This window comes from Salininema proteolyticum, from assembly GCF_042685645.1.
Taxonomy (GTDB): domain Bacteria; phylum Actinomycetota; class Actinomycetes; order Mycobacteriales; family Micromonosporaceae; genus Salininema; species Salininema proteolyticum.
Map to the genome: position 1 here is coordinate 2,334,853 of NZ_JBHUNX010000001.1, position 18,440 is coordinate 2,353,292.

At 67.9% G+C, this 18,440-nt stretch carries 18 protein-coding genes; 11 read left to right on the plus strand and 7 right to left on the minus strand.

Annotation, left to right across the window (positions count from 1 at the left end; genetic code table 11):
- Positions 1-7: 7 nt before the first annotated feature.
- From ACFTE1_RS10850 to ACFTE1_RS10860, 3 genes are all read right to left on the minus strand, one after another.
- Positions 8-274: a hypothetical protein gene (locus tag ACFTE1_RS10850; RefSeq protein ID WP_380621925.1), complete on the minus strand. Its 267-nt coding sequence runs from the start codon at positions 272-274 to the stop codon at positions 8-10.
- Between the two features lie 37 nt (positions 275-311).
- Entirely contained in the window at positions 312-812 is a 501-nt protein-coding gene (locus ACFTE1_RS10855) for a DUF948 domain-containing protein (RefSeq protein WP_380621923.1), read from the minus strand.
- A 158-nt stretch (positions 813-970) separates the two neighbouring features.
- Positions 971-2,023, minus strand: coding sequence for a polyprenyl synthetase family protein (locus ACFTE1_RS10860; RefSeq protein ID WP_380621921.1), 1,053 nt, complete (start codon positions 2,021-2,023; stop codon positions 971-973).
- A gap of 94 nt (positions 2,024-2,117) precedes the next feature.
- Between ACFTE1_RS10860 and metF the strand changes: the two genes are divergently transcribed.
- The 6 genes from metF to ACFTE1_RS10890 all read left to right on the plus strand — a co-directional run bounded on the left by metF (position 2,118) and on the right by ACFTE1_RS10890 (position 8,699).
- On the plus strand, positions 2,118-3,044 hold the full coding sequence (metF, locus tag ACFTE1_RS10865) for a methylenetetrahydrofolate reductase [NAD(P)H] (protein WP_380621919.1): 927 nt from the start codon (positions 2,118-2,120) through the stop codon (positions 3,042-3,044).
- Positions 3,045-3,314: 270 nt separating this feature from the next.
- A complete protein-coding gene (locus tag ACFTE1_RS10870) occupies positions 3,315-3,923 on the plus strand; it encodes a hypothetical protein (RefSeq protein WP_380621917.1) in 609 nt (202 codons plus the stop codon).
- Positions 3,924-3,986: 63 nt separating this feature from the next.
- Positions 3,987-4,967 (plus strand): DsbA family protein, encoded by a 981-nt coding sequence (locus ACFTE1_RS10875; RefSeq protein WP_380621915.1) that lies wholly within the window; start codon positions 3,987-3,989, stop codon positions 4,965-4,967.
- Between the two features lie 243 nt (positions 4,968-5,210).
- Complete coding sequence (locus ACFTE1_RS10880) at positions 5,211-5,783, plus strand: hypothetical protein (protein WP_380621913.1); 573 nt, start codon at positions 5,211-5,213, stop codon at positions 5,781-5,783.
- Positions 5,780-7,024 carry a PrsW family intramembrane metalloprotease gene (locus tag ACFTE1_RS10885; protein WP_380621911.1) on the plus strand — a complete coding sequence of 415 codons (1,245 nt, stop codon included), beginning with the start codon at positions 5,780-5,782 and terminating at the stop codon, positions 7,022-7,024. The genes ACFTE1_RS10880 and ACFTE1_RS10885 overlap by 4 nt, the downstream gene beginning before the upstream one ends.
- Before the next feature lie 28 nt (positions 7,025-7,052).
- The gene (locus tag ACFTE1_RS10890; protein WP_380621909.1) at positions 7,053-8,699 is read left to right on the plus strand and encodes a serine/threonine-protein kinase; all 1,647 of its coding nucleotides are present in this window, start codon (positions 7,053-7,055) and stop codon (positions 8,697-8,699) included.
- Between the two features lie 11 nt (positions 8,700-8,710).
- On the opposite strand, the gene ACFTE1_RS10895 is transcribed toward ACFTE1_RS10890, so the two are convergent.
- From ACFTE1_RS10895 to ACFTE1_RS10905, 3 genes are all read right to left on the minus strand, one after another.
- Positions 8,711-9,061 (minus strand): DUF4190 domain-containing protein, encoded by a 351-nt coding sequence (locus ACFTE1_RS10895; RefSeq protein WP_380621907.1) that lies wholly within the window; start codon positions 9,059-9,061, stop codon positions 8,711-8,713.
- A 145-nt stretch (positions 9,062-9,206) separates the two neighbouring features.
- Positions 9,207-10,943, minus strand: coding sequence for a choice-of-anchor I family protein (locus ACFTE1_RS10900; RefSeq protein ID WP_380621905.1), 1,737 nt, complete (start codon positions 10,941-10,943; stop codon positions 9,207-9,209).
- Between the two features lie 149 nt (positions 10,944-11,092).
- Positions 11,093-12,490: a S8 family serine peptidase gene (locus ACFTE1_RS10905; RefSeq protein WP_380621903.1), complete on the minus strand. Its 1,398-nt coding sequence runs from the start codon at positions 12,488-12,490 to the stop codon at positions 11,093-11,095.
- Positions 12,491-12,861: 371 nt separating this feature from the next.
- On the opposite strand from ACFTE1_RS10905, the gene ACFTE1_RS10910 reads away from it, so the two are divergent.
- Entirely contained in the window at positions 12,862-13,863 is a 1,002-nt protein-coding gene (locus ACFTE1_RS10910; RefSeq protein WP_380621901.1) for a hypothetical protein, read from the plus strand.
- A 9-nt stretch (positions 13,864-13,872) separates the two neighbouring features.
- Positions 13,873-14,400, plus strand: coding sequence for a RipA family octameric membrane protein (locus ACFTE1_RS10915; protein WP_380621899.1), 528 nt, complete (start codon positions 13,873-13,875; stop codon positions 14,398-14,400).
- Here ACFTE1_RS10915 and ACFTE1_RS10920 read toward each other — a convergent pair.
- Positions 14,393-14,887: a hypothetical protein gene (locus ACFTE1_RS10920; protein WP_380621897.1), complete on the minus strand. Its 495-nt coding sequence runs from the start codon at positions 14,885-14,887 to the stop codon at positions 14,393-14,395. The genes ACFTE1_RS10915 and ACFTE1_RS10920 overlap by 8 nt on opposite strands.
- A gap of 80 nt (positions 14,888-14,967) precedes the next feature.
- On the opposite strand from ACFTE1_RS10920, the gene ACFTE1_RS10925 reads away from it, so the two are divergent.
- The 3 genes from ACFTE1_RS10925 (at position 14,968) to ACFTE1_RS10935 (ending at position 18,347) form a co-directional block, all read left to right on the plus strand.
- Complete coding sequence (locus tag ACFTE1_RS10925; RefSeq protein ID WP_380762705.1) at positions 14,968-16,587, plus strand: hypothetical protein; 1,620 nt, start codon at positions 14,968-14,970, stop codon at positions 16,585-16,587.
- A gap of 226 nt (positions 16,588-16,813) precedes the next feature.
- On the plus strand, positions 16,814-17,611 hold the full coding sequence (locus ACFTE1_RS10930) for a transposase family protein (RefSeq protein ID WP_380624776.1): 798 nt from the start codon (positions 16,814-16,816) through the stop codon (positions 17,609-17,611).
- A 298-nt stretch (positions 17,612-17,909) separates the two neighbouring features.
- A complete protein-coding gene (locus tag ACFTE1_RS10935; RefSeq protein ID WP_380624322.1) occupies positions 17,910-18,347 on the plus strand; it encodes a macro domain-containing protein in 438 nt (145 codons plus the stop codon).
- Positions 18,348-18,440: the final 93 nt, after the last annotated feature.

The following is an 18,440-nucleotide window of genomic DNA, read 5'->3' on the forward strand; positions in this document are numbered from 1 at the left end:
CGGGATGTCATTCGTCGTCGTCATCGCCGCGCAGGAGCGGGGCGAGGTTCTCGCCTCGCTCGAAGGCGGCGAAGAGCTCTTCTTCTTTCTCGTGGCGGGCGTTGGAGACGTCGGTCCAGAATCGCTGGAACGCCCCCTTGGCCTCCTCGCCGGACTCGGCGAGGCGCCCGGCGACCGCCTGGGGCGTGGTCTCCCGGGCCTTCTGGGTCAGCTTTCGGACGACCACGACGCCGACTACGGCGCCGACGCCCACCCACATGATGCGCTTGAACACGGCAACTCCTCCAGTTTATATCGGCCGACGCCGGGGACTACTTGCGCTTTTTGCGGGACTTGCGCTTGTGGTCGCGACGGGCGTCCTCCGCGGCGGAGAGCGCGGCGCGGATCTGGGCCTCCTGGTAGTCGTCGTCCTGCTTCTTCATGGTCTTCTTCAGACCGAAGGCGAAGGCGGCGGCCTTGACCAGCGGGGAGGCCAGGGCGGTGGTGACGAGGCTGGTCAGGTTGGTGACGTTGGAGGTCACCTGGGTGACGTTGTCGGTCATGGCGCCGACCTTGGCCAGCTCCTTCTCGGTCTGGCCGAGGTTGTTGTTGACCAGGGTGATCGTCCGGTTGGTGTTGTCGAGCATGGGCCCGATCTTGTGGTCGACCTCGTCGAGGATGCTGTTGGTCTTGTCGAGCGACTGGCCCACCTTGCCGAGGATCTTGACCGCCAGAAGTATGAGGACGATGAAGATGCCGAGGCTTAGTATGAGAAAGCCCAGCCCCCAGAAGTCCACGTTTGAGAAATCCGCCGCATGCTGGCTCGCCGACACTTTTAACTCCTCTTTTCGGGCAGGGCTCTTTAGTCCCACTGGCTGGACGCAGAACTCACTCTACCTTGACTCATCGTCCCCATCGCACTGCGACCTGGCGCGATTTGTGCGTTTTGAATCTCAACGGACGGGTTTCGCCGGGGCTCTCGCGCGTTCTCCTAGAAGTCGCGTTTGACGGCCTTGACCAGAAGGCGGTCGAAGACGGCGTGGGCCTCCGGTTCGACGCGCCCCTCCAATGCCGCGAGCGCCTCCCCGGCGCGGTCGGCGAGGTCGCTGATGCGCTGCTCGGTCTCGGCGACGGCGCCGCTGTCCCGCAGGATGGCGCGGAGCCGGTCGATGTCGTCCTCGCTCAGGCCGGGGTCACCCAGCAGGGTGGCGATGGTGTCGCGGTCGGCGGCCGGGGAGTTCTCCCAGGCGCAGGCGATGAGGAAGGTGTGCTTGCCTTCGCGGAGGTCGTCGCCGGCGGGCTTGCCGGTCTGCTCGGGGTCGCCGAAGACGCCGAGGACGTCGTCGCGCAGCTGGAAGGCCTCGCCGAGGGGGAGGCCGAAGGCGCTGTAGAGGTCCTTGAGGCCGTCGTCGGCTCCGGCCAGGCCGGCTCCGATGCGCAGAGGGCGTTCGATGGTGTACTTGGCGGCCTTGAACTGGGCGACCTTGACGGCGGTGTCCTTGGAGACGTCGCGGCGGTACTCGGAGAGGATGTCGAGGTACTGGCCGGCGCTGACCTCGGTGCGCATCTGGTCGAAGTCCTCGCGGGCGCGCATGAGGGCCTCGCCGGGCATGCCGGAGGCGGTGAAGAGCTCGTCGGACCAGGCCATGCAGAGGTCGCCGAGGAGGATGGCGGCGGCGGAGCCGAACTCGGAGGCGCTGCCCCTCCAGGCCTCGGCCTCGTGGAGTGCGGCGAAGCGGCGGTGGACGGAGGGGGCGCCGCGTCGGGTGTCGGAGGCGTCGATGAGGTCGTCGTGGATGAGGGCGGAGGCCTGGAGGAGTTCGAGCCCGGAGACGCAGGCGACGAGGGCGTCGGAGTCGGCCAGTCCGGCGCCTCGGGCGCCCCAGTAGGCGAATACGGGGCGCAGGCGCTTTCCGCCGCCGAGGACGAAGTCGTTCACGGCGGAGGCGTACTCGTCGAGGGCGGGGTCGATGCCCCTGATGAGGCGGCCCCGGCGTTCCAGGAAGTCGGCCAGGACGCGCTCGATTCGGCTGTTGAGGTCCACGGCTACACCTTAGAAGAGGACGGATCGTCCCATTGTTCGGGCGGCCTCCGGTGCCGTCTGACCCACGTTCTCAGGGGCGTCTAAGGTCAGGGCCATGACACTGGGACTGCCGACTACCATGCCGAGGGAAGACGCGAAGATCAGCGATCTTCTCCGAATGCGGAAGCCGTGCATTTCCTTCGAGATGTTCCCTCCCCGCACGGAGAAGGAGGAGCGGGTCCTCTGGAAGACGATCCGCGCGCTGGAGCCGCTGAACCCCGACTGGGTGTCGATCACCTACGGGGCGGGCGGGAAGACCCGCGAGACGACGGTCGAGACGACCGACCGGATCGCGACGGAGACGACGCTGCTGCCGATGGCGCACTTCACCGCGGTGGACCACTCGGTGGCGGAGCTGCGCAACCTGATCGGGCACTTCGCCAACGTGGGGGTGCGCAACATCCTCGCGCTGCGCGGCGACCCGCCGGGCGACCCGCAGGCCGACTGGGTGTCGCACCCCGACGGCCTCACCTACGCGCACGAGCTGGTGGAGCTGATCAAGGAGTCCGGTGACTTCTCGGTGGGCGTCGCGGCGTTCCCCGAGGGGCACCCGCGCAGTCCCGACTGGGAGACCGGCGTGCGCCACTTCGCGGAGAAGTGCCGGGCGGGGGCGGATTTCGCCGTCACTCAGATCTTCTTCGGCGTCGAGGACTACCTGCGGCTGCGCGACGACGCGGCGAAGCTGGGCTGCGACACGCCGATCATTCCGGGCATCATGCCGGTCACGAACGTCCGCCAGATCGAGAAGTTCGCGGAGTTGACGGGGATGGCCTTTCCCGAGGACCTGGCCGCGCGGCTCCGCGCGGTGGCCGACGACCGGGACGCGATCCGCGACATCGGTGTGGAGGTCGCCTCGGAGCTGTGCGAGGAGCTGCTGCGCGAGGGCGCTCCGGGCGTCCAGTTCGTGACGCTGAACCATTCGCGCTCGACGCGCCGGGTCTGGGACAATATCCGGCCTCTGACCGAGGACGCCGCTCGGTAGCGCGTCCGGGTTCGAACGAGCTCTCAGGGGCCCGGTTCACCGGTTCGACCGGTGTCCGGGCCCTTTCCGCGTCCACTGTCGGGGGACACCGGGAAGGCACCGGGGTCTCGCTCATATGACCGAAATCCTTGGGCGACAACTGGACTCTTCGCGCTGACCGAGAGTCGTCAACCGGACTATAGGCTTGCGCTGCGTCGACACCGCGGTCACCCTGTGAGAATGCGAGATGCGGCTTCCGTTTTCCCTGCCCGGTCTGTTAAAACAATAGGCATGCGCACCCGGGTTCCCGCCGATTCCCTTCTGGGAAGGGCGATTCTGTCCAGTCGAGTGCCGCCGTGGTCGGTCCTGGCGGCCTCCTTCGCCGCCAGTGCCGCCATACCGGCGGTCGCCCTGACGACAGGAGCGCCTCTCGCCCTGCTCCTGCCCCTGATGGGGGTCGTCATCATCGCCGACGTGTCGTTCGGCCTGCTGGCGACCAATGTCGAGAAGCTGTCTCGGCGCCTGCTGTTCTTCGAGCCGCTCGTCGCCCGCCTGGGCGAGGCCGGCTGGCTGCTGGCGCTGTGGCATTTCGGCGCTCCCGGCTGGGTCATCGCCCTGACCTGCGGGACGTGCTGGGTCTACGTCCAGTCCCGCCACCGCGCGCGCCAGTTGGGGCTGCGCCAGCTGGGCATGACGACGCTGGCGGAGCGCAATGTCCGCACCACCACCGTGGGGCTGGCCTTCGTGGCCATCGCCGTCATCTCCATCGCCGGCTCGTCCGACCAGTTCTCCTGGATACAGGGCGTGGCCACGATCGCGGCGACGGCCTGGATGCTGCTGAGCTCGCTGGGGCTGCTGCAGCTGATGGTCGTGGCAGCCTCCGCGCTGCGCGAGAGGTAGGCGCCCGCCGTCGAGGCCGCGGGGCGCCGGAATAACCGGTGTGCACCTCGCGTTGAGGCGACCATGCGTATGGAAGTGTGGGCCGACATCGTCAGCCCGTGGACTCATGTACTCAAGCGCCGCCTCGACGCCGTCCTCGGCGAGGATTCCGGCGTGGAGGTCGTCTGGCGTCCCTTCACCGTGGACCCGACGGCCCCGGCGAAGCCGCTTCCGCTCGTGGAGAACTTCCTGGCGCCCCCGGTCGACGAGGCGGGCCTGGAGCCGTTCACGCGCGCCCGGGAGGGCCTGCCGACCGCCGGCGTCCAGGCCGTCATCGCGAAGGCGGCGGCCGAAGAGGGCATCGGGCCTCGCTTCGGCGCGCTGTGGCGCGTCGATTCCGAGAAGGCGCAGCGCCTGGTCCACCTCGCCTACACCGACGGCGACGCCTCGGTCCAGAACCGGATCGTCGACGCGCTCCTGCACGCCCACCACGTGGCCGGGGACGACATCTCCGACCCCGAGGTGCTGCGCCGCGTCGCCTCCGCGGAGGACTTCGCGGCCGGACCGGCCATGCTGGAGGGCGGGGTCGGCAAGCGCGACTACGCCGAGCAGCTGGCGCGCGGCAAGGCCATGCACGTCGAGGCCTCTCCGACGATCGTCCACGACGGCGAGTACCTCGTGGGCGCCGTCTCGCGCGAGGAGCTGCGGGAGTTCGTCGACGGCCTCGGCGAGCCCGTGGAGATCGCGGAGGAGCGCGAGCGCCTCCGCCTCGCCGAGAGCCTGCTGCGGCAGCGCGACGCGATCGGCGCGCTCACTCTGGTGGAGCCGGTCCTCGCCGCGCACCCGAACCAGCACGACGTGGTCGAGACGGCCGCCCGCGCCTATTACGGCTCGGCGCAGCTGAACAAGGCCCGGCGCCTGTCCCAGTGGCTGGTGGACCGCAACCCGGCCGACTTCTTCGCCCACTACCTGCTGGGGCGGACGCTGTCGCGCCTGGGCCTCGAGGAGGAGGCGCGGCCGCACCTGAAGCTGGCCGAGGCCGTCACTCCTCCCGAGGAGGACTGAGGCGGGACGCCCGCACGGGGCGCCGGTCGTGCGGAAGCCCATCCGGGGGTACCGCACCAGTCGGGCCGCACCCTCACCAGGAGTCCATACGGGACCGGTCCGCGACGGCCGGTCCTCCGCCATCGACCGAAGGGGCCGCGGGTTCTCCCGCGGCCCCTTCGCCGCTCCCCCGCACGGGCGAACGTGAAGACGATTTTTCCTGTTCAATCCCGGTATGGCGGCCCCATCCCATAGGGTTTCGGTATGAAACGCGATCCCGCAGGCAACATCCTGCGCCGCCGGAGCCGGTGGGCCGTCTCGGCCGCGGCCGTCGTCGTGGCCGCCGTTCTCGTCATCGTGCCCACGCTCCTGGACGAGTCCTACGCGGACGTCGTCGACGCCCCTCCCGGCATGGTCCGGCTGGGCGCCGAGGGCGACTACTCCTTCACCGTGCCCCGCGGCTGGGAGTTCGAGATCTCGCGGAGCGGGCCGCCGGAGTCCTACACGCTGGTGCGGGGGGACCTGCGCGTCACCCTGTCGGTCTTCGCCTACCCGGTGCGGACCGGACCCGACGCCGCGTGGGCCGCTTACGAACGCTACCTGGACGTCGTCCTCGGCCACGGGCTGCTGACCGAGCGGGAGGACGTCGCGACCTCCGCCGGGGCCGAGGGCTACTCCGCGGAATACCGCGGTCAGGTCAAGTCCACCGTCTACCTGTTCCCCGCCGCCGACGGCGCGTCGGCCGCCCAGGCGATCGTCCTCGCCCCGCGCGGGACGGACACCGCCCCGGCAGAGGAGTTGGTGGGGTCGATCGAGTACCGAGGAGGCCGCCGATGAGCATGGACATGATCACCTCGCCGCCCCGGCGTCCCGCCCCGACCTATCGCGACGACATGTGGCGCTCGCCCGCCACGTGGGTGTTCATCGCCGGGGTCCTCTACGGCGGCTGGCAGTTCACGAACAACTTCCTGCCCGTGCTACAGAACTTTCCCGGGGCCGCGACGACGAACGTGTTCTTCCTGGCGCTCAGCCTCGTCATCGGGCTGTGGCTGGCGCGCCGGATCTTCCGGCCCGTCCAGGCGCCACCCTGGAACGGCACGGTCCTGGCCGTCCTGTGGGGAGGCACCGCGGCGACCGGGATCGCCCTGGCCGCCAACTCTCCCCTGTCGGACTATCTGACCAAGGCCTTCGGCTTCGACTTCTCGACTTCGTGGGGCGCGGCGTTCACCGCCCCGCTCAACGAGGAGACGGCGAAGCTGCTGGGGGTGCTCCTGCTGGCGGCCATGTCCTCGCGTCTGGTCCGCACGCCCGCCGACGGGTTCGCCTACGGCGCGCTCGTCGGGCTAGGGTTCCTCGTCGCCGAGAACGTCACCTACGCTCTCAACGCCGTCCTCAGCGCGGGCGGGGTCGGCCCCGCCATCATGTCCACTCTCGTCACCGGCACCCGCCTGGGGCTGACGGTCTGGGGTTCGCACTGGGCCATGAGCGCCGTCGCCGGAGCGGGCGTCGGCTATCTCGTGGCGCGCTGGGGCGTGCCCCTCGGGCGCAGGGTGCTGGTCGCGGCCGGCTGCTGGGTGCTGGCAATGGCGATGCACTTCCAGTTCAACAGCCCGGCCTTCGAGGGCTACGCCTGGGGCGGGTCGATCAAGGCGACGATCAACCTCGTGGTGGCCGTGTCCGTCTTCATCGTCGTGCGCCGCGCCTTCCGTCGTCGCTGGGCAGAGGCCGTCCAGGAGGAGGTCGACTCCGGAGCGCTGCTGCGGATGGAGGCCATGGCGATCGGGCGGCGGCACTCCCGTTCCCGCTACCGCCGGCACTATTCGCAGCCGGGGCGCCAGCGCCACCTCCTCACGCTTCTCCAGAAGGAGCAGCTGGAGCTGCTAGAGGATCGCACCGCCGGCGAGGTGGCAGAGAAGGCCGCGTGGAAGCGCGGCGAGATAGACGCGGTCCGCACCGCCATGGGGGCGCCGGTCACCCCCATCGAATTAACCCGGAGTGTCCAGCGGACGTATTGCGGGCCAACGAGTCCCGGGAATCCTTCCCGTGGAGGGCCGTTGCTAGACTGTGGGGGAATCTGAAACCCTCTTCTAGAAGGCGGTCGCACCAGTGAAGCCCGGGACTCTCATCGCCGGACGCTACCGGCTCGACGAGGCCATCGCCTCCGGCGGCATGGGAACGGTCTGGCGGGCGGTGGACGTCAACCTGGACCGCTCGGTGGCCGTCAAGATCCTCCACGCCGGGCAGGACCGGGAGCGCTCCGCCGACAGGTTCCGGCGCGAGGCGAAGATCCTGGCCAGCCTCAAGGGCCCCGGCTTCGTCCAGATCCACGACTACGGGCGCGACGAGGACACCCAGTTCATCGTCATGGAACTGGTGGAGGGCGGGTCCCTGCGCGACGAGATGGACGCCGGCCCCCTCTCCCCCGACCGGACGCTCGAGGTGTGCGCGTCCGTCGCCGAGGCGCTGGACACGGCCCACTCGCAGGGCGTCGTCCACCGGGACGTCAAGCCCTCCAACATCCTCGAGGACGACCGGGGCCACGTGCGCGTGGTGGACTTCGGCATCTCCTTCCTCGCCGGGCGGACCCGGGTCACCGACACCGGGACCGTCCTGGGCACCCTCTCCTATATCGCGCCCGAACAGCTGGAGGACATGAACACGACCGCGGCGGCAGACGTCTACGCGCTGGGGGCCGTGGCCTACGAATGCCTGTCGGGCGCTCCGCCCTTCGAGTCCCGCGACCCGTCGCGGATCATCGAGGGCCACCTGCGGCGCGACCCCGCGCCCCTGCCCGAGAGCGTACCGTCCGCCGTGGGCGACCTGGTTCTGCTCGCGCTGGCGAAGGACCCCGCCGACCGCCCCTCCGCCGCCGAGTTCACCGAGCAGTGCCGCGAACTCCTCTCCGAGAGAGGCATGGGCGTGCCGGCCGATGCCGCCGCGTCGGAGGACGAGGACAAGACCGTCCAGGTCGGAACGCCGGACCAGACGGTGCACGTGGGGCCCCCGGACGCGACCGTTCCCGTCGGCTCGCGCCCCATCCCCGCGCGCGACGGCGGCACATCGGCCGACCGCCCAGAAGTCATCGAAGAGAAACCGCGGCGGACCGGCCCCCTGATCGTGACGGCCGTGGCCGTCATCGCGATCCTCGCCATCGCCGCTCCCCTCTCCTGGCAGCTGTGGCGCGACTCCGGCGACACCGCCGCCCCGCCCGGGACCGCCGCCTCCTCGTCGGAAGAGGACGGGGCGATCGATTCGGGAGAGGACGGCGAAGACACCGCGGAGGACGACGCGTCCGCGGACGCGAGCGATGAGCCGGATTCGCCCGACTCCTCCGAGGGGGACGACACCGGTTCCGACGACTCCGGCGACAACCAGGGGTCGAACGACAGCACCGACGGAGGCTCCGAGAGCGGAAACGACGGCGGCCAGGACAGCGGCGGAGACGGCGGAAACGACGGTGGCGGTGACAGCGGCGGCGGTGGCGGTGACGGCGATAACGGAGGGGACGGCGGGTCCGAGCCGGACCCCGACCGGGGAAAACTGCCCAATGTGGTCGGCATGACGACCCACCAGGCCAAGTCCACCCTGAGCTCGGCCGGTTTCACCAACGTCGGCGGAACCTACACCTTCGGCGGCGGCACCCACTGCGAGGTGATCTCCCAGAATCCCGACGGCGGGCAGACTCGCGATTACGACGAGGCGATCGTGTTGACGTACGCACTGGCGCGAAACGACGACTGCGAGCTGTCCTAGCGGTCCAGCTCTTAAACCGGTCCCGGCGGCACTAGGTCGTTGAGCAGGTCGACGACCGTCAAGACCAGGATGATCAGCACGAGCGCGCAGATGCCGACGGTGAGCCCCGCGACCGCCAGACCCCGTTGGGGCGCCTTCCCCTTGTTGGCTTCGGAGAGCCCTATTCCAGAGGACACTATGGCCACTACAGAGGTGAGAAAGCCGAGGAGGGGGATGCAGACGAACACGACGGAGCAGATACCGCAGACCAGGCCGGTGATCGCCGCAGCATTGGTCTGCTTCGGAGCGGAGTCGAACTCTTCGGCCTCACCGTCGATATCCTCGGGCGCGGCGTACTGATCGTTCTGAGGGTCGAACGACATGGGGTTCCTTCTATTCAGGGGTTCCGGGGCGTTCGGATACTACCAGACCACGCCTCCCGCTCAGGCCCTCCCCGATGAGGCCTGAACGGCAGAGGAGCGGACCGTCCTTTCCGGACGGCCCGCCCCCTCAGCACCTTTACCGCTCTTAGGAAGCCAGCTCCTTGCGCCGCAGGGCCCAGACCAGGGCGCCTCCGGCCACCAGCAGGACCGCTCCGGTGGCGGCGATGCCGATCGTGCTCGCCCCGGTCACCGGCAGTTTCTCCTGTGCACTGTCGTCCTCGTCGCTGCCCGTGCCGGACCCGTTTTCGCCTCCGACGGTGTACAGAGTGGTCGATCCGGAGACCTCGTTGCCGACGATGAGCATCGAGTCCCCGCTCGGCGAGTCCTCCCCCGCGACGAATTTCAGGCTCTCCGGGCCCAGGTCTCCGGCGTCGCCGGTTCCCGGCTCTATGGAGAAGTCCCTGTCGGAGACGTACCGGACGTACTCCGGGCTCACCGGGTCGGAGATGTCGTAGACGAGGATGCCGCCCTGGCGCTCCAGTCCCACGAAGGCATACGTGCGTCCGTCCACTTCGCCCACGGCGACATCTTCCGCCTCTGGGCCCTTCGCATCAGACCGAGCGTCGAAGTCGTTCTCGTCGTTGTCCGCGTTGAAGTGCTCGGGCAGTTCCTCGGCCAAGATGCGCTCGAAGTCGGACCCGGAGTCGAAGACCAGGTCTCCGTCGGTCGTCCAGATGGAGAAGGAGCGGGATCCGAAGGCGTACAGGTCTTCGTGGCAGCCGGCCTCGTCGTCGTAGCCGAGCGTCGTGGTGACCTTCAAGCGCCCCAGCGCGTCGGCGTCCTCGACGGCGCCTTCGCACAGGTCGAGGTCCTCTACTCGGGCCTCCTCGCTGTACTCGCCCCACTCCCGGCCGTCGCCCTCGTTGGCCGTCACCAGGTACGTCTCGCCGTCGATCTCCGTGGCGCGGAAGCCGTCGGGCTGGTACATGCCGTAGACGTCCCTCTCGGCGATGTCGATCTTCCCGTCCTTGTCGGAGGGGTCGAAGCCGTTGCCCTCCGCGCCGTGGTCCTTGAAGCCCAGCGAGTGGACATCGGTGACCTCCGCCGAGGCCAGGTCCACGACGGCGACGGCATTGTTCTCCTGCAGCGTCACGTAGGCCTTCGCACCGCCGGGGTCCACGGCGACGTACTCGGGCTCCAGGTTGCGGCTGACCGCGTCCGGTTCGGAGAGCGTCCACTCCGGACCGAAGATCCGGACGTCCTCGGGAAGGGTCTTCTCCCCGTCTTCGTCCCATGCGGTGAAGTCGGCAGTGGACGGCTCCAGCGTGGAGGCGTCCACGACGGTGACCGTGCCGGCCGGGTCGGTCGAGTAGTCGTCGTCGGGCTCGCCCTCGTCGGCCGAGACCAGGTAAGACCCGTCGGGGCTGTAGGCCACGGAGTCCGGGTTGGCTCCGGCCGGGACGGCGGCGAGGAACTCCCCCTCGGTGTCGGCGAAGACGATCGCGCCGGGTTCGGTCCTCGGCTCGGCGGCGACCGCCACGGCCACCTGTCCGTCGTGGACGGCGATCGAGTTGACCACGCCGCCGGGGAGACCTGCGAGGGACGCGGCGTCCCATTCGTCGACCTTGGCGGGCGCGGTCGGGTCGGTGACGTCGAGGACGTCGACCTTCCCGCTGTGGGCGTTGACGACGAAGGCGCGGAGGCCGTCGGCGTCGTAGGCGACGATTTCAGCAGCCGACTCGTCGAACTGGCCGGTGGTGTAGCGTCCGGTCAGGTCGACGGGGAGGGTGTCGTCCGCCTGGGCCGAAGCGGGGCTCGGGGCGAGAACGGCGAGGGCCAGCGCTGCGCCGGCCGCCGCCGTCCGGGTGGGTGAGGTGTTCACGGGGACCTTTCTTGCCTGAGGTTGTCTCACGGCCCAGTACAGTCGCGTTCGATGACCTCCGACCGGACATTACGTGAACAACCTTCGAACTGTCGGCACCGAAACCCCTCAGAACGGGGCCGCGAGCCGTCGCGGCCCCGTTCAGCGCGTCAGCAGGCTCCGATTCGCTCCCAGGCCGCAGTGCCCGGGGCCCCGGGCTCCTCGCCCTCGGTCCACCACTTGGCCCGGTAGGCGGTTCTCTCATGGGAGACCTCGTCGCCAGCCGTGTACGTCTCCGCGAGGCTCCACGGCGCCATGACGCAGGGGTCTCCGTCGCCGGTAAGGAACCCGTTGTACAGCATGAGGTTCGGGCTGTCCGGCCCGGCGTCGGCGATGCGGTCCCGCGAGGCGTTCGCGGTGAGCGCCCTGGCCACCCTGGACGGAGTCGCCCTCGGGTGGTCCGACAGGTACTGGGCGGCGACGCCCACGACGTGCGGAACGGCCATCGAGGTTCCCGTGCCGCTGGCGTAGGAGCTGTCGTCCGTGGCGATCGACGACGGGATGTGCTGCCCCGGGGCGAAGATGTCGACGCACTCGCCGTAGTTCGAGGACTCCCAGCGAGCGTCGGCCTCGTTCGAGGCCGCCACCGTGATGGCGGACGGCTCGTCGGCCGGCGACTGGCTGCAGGCGGTGGTGTCGTTGTTCCCGGCCGAGGCCACGTAGACGACACCGGCTTCGACCGAGGCCGCGACCGCCGCGTTCAGCACGTCGGAGGGAGAGTTGCGGATGCTCACGTTAGCGACCGCCGGAAGTTCGGCGTTCTCGGTGACCCACTCGACTCCCGCGATCATGCGCGACAGAGGAGTGTAGCCGTCGCAGTTGAGGACGCGCACGGGAATCAGTGCGGCCTGCCGTGCGACGCCGTGCTGCGACCCGCCCGCCGTTCCGGCCACGTGGGTGCCGTGGTGGCGGCAGTCGTACCGGCCGTCCCGCTCGGGATCCACGAAGTCGACGCCGGGAAGCACCCGTCCGCCGAACTCCTCGTGCGTGCCGCGGATGCCGCTGTCGATGATGTACAGGTTGACGCCCTCGCCGCCGTTGGGGTCGGTGTACGAGTCGTCCAGGGGCAGGTCGCGCTGGTCGATGCGGTCCAGGCCCCACGACGCCACGGTCGCGGCGTCTACTTCGGAGGCTTGCGCCGCGGGGCGTTCGATGACTCCGTCGTCGGAGACCATCGTGTCCTGCTCGACCACGTCGACGATCTCCTCTGCCACGAGCCGCTCGGCTCCGGCCTCCTCCACGGAGACGGTGAAGGCGTCCACGCTGTCCAGGACGTCAGTGACGGTGCCGCCGTATTCGGCGGCCAATTCAGACACACGCTCGTCGGACGCGGGTTCCGCGAGCTTCACGATGTAGTGGCCGTCTATTGCGTTGTCGGAGTCCGCGTTGCGAATCTCCGCGTCGGACGGATCAGCCGCCGCCGGCGTCGAGACGGCCAGGGCCAGAACGATTCCCGCCGCGAGAGAAGCGGCGCCGCGACGGCGCAGAAAAGGATAGTGTGATGGCATGAAGAACTCCATCTGGTGAGGTGGATACAGTGGCTCGCCGGGGAAGGGGCGGCCGGTTTCCGGGTGGTAGTAGGGTTCGTATCTCCGCGACACTGTGGCCGCGGCTACATCGTAGTGTGTTTCCCGGCCGGAGGGAAACCCTAGTGGACAGTGATACATATCATTGCGTCACATGATGACTCGGTCAATGCCCGCTCGCCGGCCCGGACAGTGCCCCGGCCCGCGAACCCCTACTCCCGCGATCGTCCGTGATCCAGAGCTTCCGGCCGTCGGTGCAGAAGTTCCCCAGACCGATCCTTGTCGCCTGGCCGACACCAGAACACTCGGAAGGCGCCTACCATGATGGGTCCTCACGCATTTGGAGATTCACCATGGCCGACACCGGCTCCCGCCGCACACAGGCCGACCGCGGAGCCCGACTCATCCTGTGGGGATGGATCTTGACTGCCGTCGGCGTCGTCATGCTTATGGTCGGAGTCGGCGGCGGCAACGCCGTCAACAGCGCCGCGGACGGCGACTACTCGCGGCCCGGCCCCTGGATCGCCTTCGCCGTCCTCCTCGCCGTCGCCCTTCCGGGCATACCGCTCCTCGTCCGCGGGCGCACCATGCGTGCCCAAGGACGGCAGCTGAAGGCCACGACCCTCGAATCCTTCGATAGCGTGCTGAACGGGCGATACGTCCTCTACCTGCGCCCGTTCGACTTCGACGAGGCCATGCGCGAACTTCCCACCGAGCCGCCCAGCAGGCTCTGGTCCTCGGAGTTCAACCTTTCCTCGCGCACCCACGAAGAGTCACTCCTGCGCTGGTTTCGAAAGACCGGCCGCAGCGTCGCCGTGGGACGTCCCGACGAGACGCATCCCATGCCCGGGGCCGACCGAGGCTACCTCCGCCACGACGACTGGAAGGAGGTAGTCGGACGGCTCATCGCACGGGCCCACTCCGTCCTGATATCCATCGGTCCCCGGCCGGGAACCGTCTGGGAGTTCACCGAGGCTCTGCGGGCCTGCCCGCCCGAGCGGGTCATCCTCCCCGTGTACCGCCGTCCGGAAGCCTACGCGCGATTCGTCCACATGGTCCGCGAGGAGTACCACCGACGAAAGCGAACCGAGGCCGGCCCCTGGCCCGAGCCCCCGACATTCCCCGCCTATCCGCTGAAACGGCACCCGAACCGGCGGGACTGGGACTTCGCCCTGAAGGGAGTGATCACATTCGACTCCCAATGGAGGGGCGAGTTCACGTACTTCGACCCGACGCTGCCGCTCATACCGGTCATGCTCGCCTTCGACCGCATCCAGCGGCAGGGGATGCGTCCGCTGGCCGAACGGCTCGCATCGCTGCCCGACCGCGACATCCGTCCCCCGGAATCATTGTGAAGGAGACCCATGGCGTCCACCGAGTCCGAGACCACCGTCGGCGAACAGCTCTGGAACGAGGACCTGTCCCCCGACGGCGAGCGCGTGTACTCCGCCGAGTACCGTTCCCTCGTTCTGGAGCAGTACAAGCTCTGCGTGGAGATGGCCGACCGGGTCAGCTCCCGCCGGAACACGTCCAACACGTTCTTCCTCTCCTTGAACACCGCCCTGTTCGCCGCTCTCGCGGCCCTGGCGGGAGACAAGGCGGACCAGGCTCCCTTCTGGCTCCTGGCCTGTGCGGCGGTCCTCCTCGTCACCCAGTGCGCGGCGTGGTTCCTGATCGTCCGGTCGTACCGACTTCTCAACGCCGGCAAGTTCAAGGTCATCGCGGCCATGGAGGAACGTCTTCCCGCGTTCGCCTACTCTCGGGCGGAGTGGAGCGCGCTCGGCGAGGGGCGGGACTGGAGGCTCTACCTTCCTTTGTCCAGGGTGGAACAGTGGGTTCCCGTCACCTTCGCTCTCGCTTATGTTCTCGGGTTCTTCGCCGCGGTCACGTAGCCGGGGTTCGCCGGGCGCCCTCCGGCCAGACCACGGTGACCGACAGGCCCATGTCGCGCGCGGCACGGACGACGTCCTGCGTTCCTCCATGGCCGCGGGCCTTCTCTCCGTCCCAGACGGCCACCACGTGGTCGGCTTTGGCGAGCATGGCGAGGGAGGCGTCCATGTAGGCTTCCGGGCTGCCGGCCTCGTAGTCCAGGCGCTGCACCCAGTCCGACCGTTCCAGCAGGTGGTCGAAGGTGTTCGGGGCGGGGAACGCGTCTCGGTAGTCGCGGGCCGGTATGACGGTGCCGATCCGTCCTCCCGCCTTGAGGACCTCTTCGGCGAAGATCTGGTCGGCCCCGTCGGCGAGGCAGCTGATGCCGTTGACGGGACCCAAGGTCGTCAGCGTCCGTTCTATGGCTCGCCGGACTTTGGCGACGGTCGCGCCGTCCAAGTCGCGGTGGCCCGTCACCGCGACCCACATGCCGTCTTCTGTTCTCTCCATTGGCGAATCCCCTTTCCCGGCGAATTCTATGCCATGGCATCGACTGTAAGGAGCTCTGAATGACATTCGGACACAGTGACGTGGCGGCGATTCTGCTGGAGAGGTGGGACTCAATGCGGAGCTCCGGTACCGATCTCACAACCGCTGACGCGGAGTTCCGCCGCTTCCTCACCGTCGACGCCCTGCGGGAGCTGGAGGCCATGGGGACGCCTTTGGCCGTGGACGATCACTTCGAGGTCTTCGTTCACCTCGTACACCGCTGCTTCGCGCTCGATCGGCGCCGTGACGCCATGGCCTTGACCGACTGGCTCGTGGCGCACTTCTCCGGGCACGGCGAGGTCGGTCCCGACGCGGTGGAGTTCGCCGCGATGGCCTACGGCGAGCTCCACCGGGATCCCGGTCTTCGCGTTCGGTCCGAGCAGTCGATGACAGGCCTGGTCGGTATCGCCGAGCGCGGGCGAGGAGTGCGGTTCGAGTTCGCCGCGCTGTTCACGCTCGTACAACTGGCGCAATTGCTGGCCACCGTGCTTCGGGAAGGCGTCGATCCCCGCGAGCGATCCGACGGCATGCGTCAGGGCGTCAAGGCGTGCGACAGGGTCATTCGCCGCTGGGATCCGCATTTCCCTCTTGTTGAGCGCTTGCGAATTCTGGTCTCGACCGCCCTTCTCGTCAAGGCCAAGTTCCTCCTCGCCGACAGTGACACGACCGCCGTTCGCTCGGCGTACTCGAAGGTGGTCGGCCTGTTCGACAAAACCGGAGACCTCGAAGATCCGGCCGCTGCGGAGGTTCTCTTGTTTCGCGCTCGCCACGGCCTCGACATCCTCGACTCGGTGCGGTTCCCCGAACCGGCATTCAAGACGGAGTACCTGGAGGAGACTCGGGCCGCCAATCGCCGCCGGGCGGGCGGCGAGCTCCGTCGGCGTCTACTCGCCGCGCTGCCGCGAAGCATATTCAAGGACCGCACCCGCGAGTTGACCCGTTTGGCCCGGCGCCTCCACGAGCGCACCGGTACGCAAATTCGCGCACACGCCTTGATGGGGGCTCCCATCGTTCTCCTGCTGCGCAATTTCGATCTGTTCGAGTGGTCGACTACGGACGCGTCACCTGTCGTAGGGGAATCGGACGTGGCCCATGCCCAGGTGATCCGCGCGGTCGCCGGCCAGGGACTGATCTCCTCGCTCTGTTCACGCGCCTTCGTCACCCATGTGGCCAGCACCAGTGCCGCCATGTTGGAGCTCGATGCGAACAGCGGGATGCTCGGTGCTCCGAAGCTACGCTATCCCCTGTACTTGCCCGATGATTCGTGGCAGGAACAGGTCCGTAAGCTCATCGAGCTCTGCGAGCACATCGTCGTGTGGGCCGACAAGAAGACGCCGGGACTCACCGGTGAGCTGGACCTGATCCGGTCCCTCGGGCGCGAGGCGGACACAACAGTCCTCCTGGAGGAACCGGCAGACGGATCCAATTACATCGCCCTGTATGGCGAGCCTCCCCCTGAGATTCCGGTGCTCGCTCCCGAGGATCCGTCGTTGCGCGGGTTTCCCAACGTCTTCATGGCCCGGAACACAGGTTCTGCCGACAATGACGCCGATTCGTTCCTCGACTCCGTGCTATATCCGGTGGGCGAGGTCTTGGCCTTGGACGACCACTCACGGGTCGTCCGAATGAGGAATCGGCTGGATGAGATGAGGCGCCGCTGAACCGCGCACCGGATACAGGATACGGTCCAACAATTGGAAGGGAACACCGTCAAAACAGGCACCCACAACGTCCCACCACTAGTGAGCTGTTTTCATCTGACTTCGTGATCGATGGCTAGCTATGTCGTCTCACATCCTGAAGGGCTGCAGGGGATCTCCTCGGACAGCAGGAAGGCTCCTTGTAAACATGCAGGTGTTCTAAATCCGCCTGTTACAAGGAGCCCCAGTGCACTATCGTGCCTCAATCAACCTCTCGGAAGCAAGTCTGCAGCTCACTGCCCGCCTGATCAGGAAGCGTCGGGCGGCCATCGGCACCCACTGGCGCAAGCTCGGCCCTGCCGGGCAGGCCAAGCTCGCCCTCGTCTACCTCGTCAAACACGACACCCTCGCGGAGCTGGCCTCCGGATTCGGCGTCGGGATCGCCACCGCCTGGCGCTACATCCGTGAAGTCCTCGACCTCCTCGCCGCCCTCGCCCCCAGCCTGGAAGCGGCGCTATGGACAGCCTGCTCACGTGGGCTCCGCACGATCCTGCTGGACGGAACCTGCTGCGAAACCGATCGCCTCCACGACTACCGCGACCCCGACATCCCCTGGAGAGAGCAGGTCGACCGGCACTGGTGTGCCAAGCACAAGCACCACTCCGTCACTCTCCAGGGCATCACCGACCTTGACGGGAATCTTCTGTGGCTGGGGACGGCCTACCCTGGTTCGGTCCACGATCTCACCGCCGCGCGAGCTGATGGCGTGTTCACCCTGGCCAGGAAGGTTGACCTGGAGATCTTCGCCGACAAGGGCTACATCGGCGCCGGCCCCGGCGTCACCACACCGATCAGAGGCCGCAACCTCCCTGAGGCGAAGCTCCGACACAACTACGTCGTCAACTCGATCCGAGCGCTGGTCGAACGAGGCTTCGCCCAGCTCAAGAAGTGGGCCATCTTCAACCGATCACGGTGCAGCCCGCAGAAGGTCGGCCAGGCCGCCCATGCATGGATCGCCCTCACGATCCATGAAGGACAGATTTAGTCCACATAGTCATACGTGACCGTCGATGGATGCGCCAGTTGAAAAGAGTTCAGTTGCCACAGCCGCGTTCATCGCGAACCTTCCAGCCACGAACCAGGCGAGCTACACGAGAAAACCGTGGCGCCGCCCAGACAGCATGCTGACGATGAGCGAAATACCCACTGCTGCCGCGGGCAATGCTGCCAGCCGAGCAGCATTAGGTGAGCGGTTTCTCCCCTTGGTTTCTCAGCCGACTTCGTCTTGACCGGAAGGCAACTCGACAATAACGGCAGTCAGACCCAGCGCATAACCTGGTGGGATGATCTCCTATCACTCTGGCGACCTGTTCCGGGACGAAGCTGAGGTGCTTGTGAACCCCGTGAACACGGTCGGTGTCATGGGCAAAGGCCTCGCCGCCGGATTCAAAACTCGCTATCCCGGCATGTTCCGTGCCTACAGGGAAGCGTGCAAAGCGGGGTCCTTCCACGTCGGGCAGGTGCTCGTCGTCAGCGACAACGACCGCCGCATCGCCTGCCTTCCCACAAAACGGCACTGGAGGTCCCCATCCCGGCTGGAGGACGTGGAGGCCGGGCTGGCAGCCCTCGCCCGTCACCTGACCGCCGAGCCGGCGGAATCCGTCGTGGTTCCCGCTCTGGGGTGCGGGCTCGGTGGTCTAGCGTGGCGGCCCGTCGAAACCGCGATCTGCACAGCCCTCGGCAACCTGGCGACTGACGTTCGGATCTACCCTCCGCATTAGACATGTCAGCGGAGAACAGGGCATTTGTGTTGTCTCCGTTTCAAGACGAGGCGCGCTTTCGCTCCCATAATGGACATCTTCTCACCTTCAAAA

Excerpts from the sequence above, each read along its gene's own strand:
- ACFTE1_RS10895 (WP_380621907.1), bottom strand. The coding sequence starts at position 9,061 with ATGTCGTTCGACCCTCAGAACGATCAGTACGCCGCGCCCGAGGATATC.
- ACFTE1_RS10920 (WP_380621897.1), bottom strand. The coding sequence starts at position 14,887 with ATGGAGAGAACAGAAGACGGCATGTGGGTCGCGGTGACGGGCCACCGC.
- ACFTE1_RS10935 (WP_380624322.1), top strand. The coding sequence starts at position 17,910 with ATGATCTCCTATCACTCTGGCGACCTGTTCCGGGACGAAGCTGAGGTG.
- metF (WP_380621919.1), top strand. The coding sequence starts at position 2,118 with ATGACACTGGGACTGCCGACTACCATGCCGAGGGAAGACGCGAAGATC.
- ACFTE1_RS10875 (WP_380621915.1), top strand. The coding sequence starts at position 3,987 with ATGCGTATGGAAGTGTGGGCCGACATCGTCAGCCCGTGGACTCATGTA.
- ACFTE1_RS10870 (WP_380621917.1), top strand. The coding sequence starts at position 3,315 with ATGCGCACCCGGGTTCCCGCCGATTCCCTTCTGGGAAGGGCGATTCTG.
- ACFTE1_RS10905 (WP_380621903.1), bottom strand. The coding sequence starts at position 12,490 with ATGCCATCACACTATCCTTTTCTGCGCCGTCGCGGCGCCGCTTCTCTC.
- ACFTE1_RS10915 (WP_380621899.1), top strand. The coding sequence starts at position 13,873 with ATGGCGTCCACCGAGTCCGAGACCACCGTCGGCGAACAGCTCTGGAAC.
- ACFTE1_RS10885 (WP_380621911.1), top strand. The coding sequence starts at position 5,780 with ATGAGCATGGACATGATCACCTCGCCGCCCCGGCGTCCCGCCCCGACC.
- ACFTE1_RS10880 (WP_380621913.1), top strand. The coding sequence starts at position 5,211 with ATGAAACGCGATCCCGCAGGCAACATCCTGCGCCGCCGGAGCCGGTGG.
- ACFTE1_RS10910 (WP_380621901.1), top strand. The coding sequence starts at position 12,862 with ATGGCCGACACCGGCTCCCGCCGCACACAGGCCGACCGCGGAGCCCGA.